A 1,169-nucleotide genomic window follows, 5' to 3' on the forward strand; every position below is an offset into this window, starting at 1 on the left:
GATTACACAGTAAGCAGTCTTTTGCCTTCGGTAAGGATGTTCAGGCTTGCATTCAAGTCTCGGTCGTGATGCGCTCCACATTCGGGGCAATCCCACTCGCGCAACTTTAGGTCTTTTACGTCTTTGTGCTTATAGCCACAGCAGGAGCATAGCTGCGAAGATGCGAATGTTTGACCCACAGCCACAACGATGCGACCATACCACTTCGCTTTGTACACCAGCATGGAGTGAAACATCGACCAGGAAGCCTCACTAATTGCCTTGGCTAATTTGTGATTTTTCATCATATGGGCTACTTGCAAGTCTTCAACCGCAATGATGTCGTGGTTTTTGACAATATGCGTTGAAATCTTTTGCAAGTAATCCGCACGAGCATTCGTGATGTTCTCGTGAATACGCGCTACTTGGATGCGTTGCTTCTTCCAATTGCAGCTACCTTTACTCATACGTGAAAGTTTACGCTGTGCCCTTGCCAGTTTTTCTTCCAGGGTGCGAAAGAATTTAGGGTTGCCAAATACTTCGCCACTGGATAGAATGGCAAAATCTTTCAAGCCAACATCGATGCCAACTTCTTTGCCAGTTTGGGGCATCTCATGGATGTTGGCTTCTACAAGCACAGACACAAAGTATTTGCCGCTTGGATTGCGTCTAATCGTAGCGTTCAGGATACGTCCTTCGACTTCACGACTTTTCGCAAATTTCACAAGTCCAAGTTTAGGTAACTTGATCTGATGGTCTACTATTTCAATATTTCCATTCGTGTAATTTGTTTGGTAAGACTGTACAGGATTCTTCTTGCTTTTAAACGTAGGCGCATCGTTTTGTTTGTTGAAAAAGCGATGGTAAGCATCACTCAAATTTCTTAGTGCATTTTGTAGAGAAAATTTGTCTACTTCTTTCAACCAGTCTATTTCTTGTTTTAGTTTTGTGAGTTCAGCCGAACATGCGCCATAAGATAAGCCCTTTCCTGTCTCTTTGTAGGTGTCACTCCACAGGGCAAGAAAACGATTGAACACAAAGCGACTGCACCCTATCGTTTTGTTGATGAGTGTTGCTTGTTCTGGCGATGGGAATATTCGAAATTTGAATGCTTTATGATGCAACATGGCGAACACGACCTCCTTTCGTCTTGGCATATACATCTATTATAGCACATATGTTCGCTACAT

General features: G+C 43.3%; 1 protein-coding gene. It reads right to left on the bottom strand.

Features of this window, described 5'->3' with window-relative positions:
* Nucleotides 1–2: 2 nt before the first annotated feature.
* On the bottom strand, nucleotides 3–1,106 hold the full coding sequence (gene tnpB / locus FU659_RS34950; RefSeq protein ID WP_147951739.1) for an IS200/IS605 family element RNA-guided endonuclease TnpB: 1,104 nt from the start codon (nucleotides 1,104–1,106) through the stop codon (nucleotides 3–5).
* Between the last annotated feature and the right edge of the window lie 63 nt (nucleotides 1,107–1,169).

It is taken from the genome of Paenibacillus sp. N3.4, assembly GCF_008017805.1.
Taxonomy (GTDB): Bacteria; Bacillota; Bacilli; order Paenibacillales; family NBRC-103111; genus Paenibacillus_E.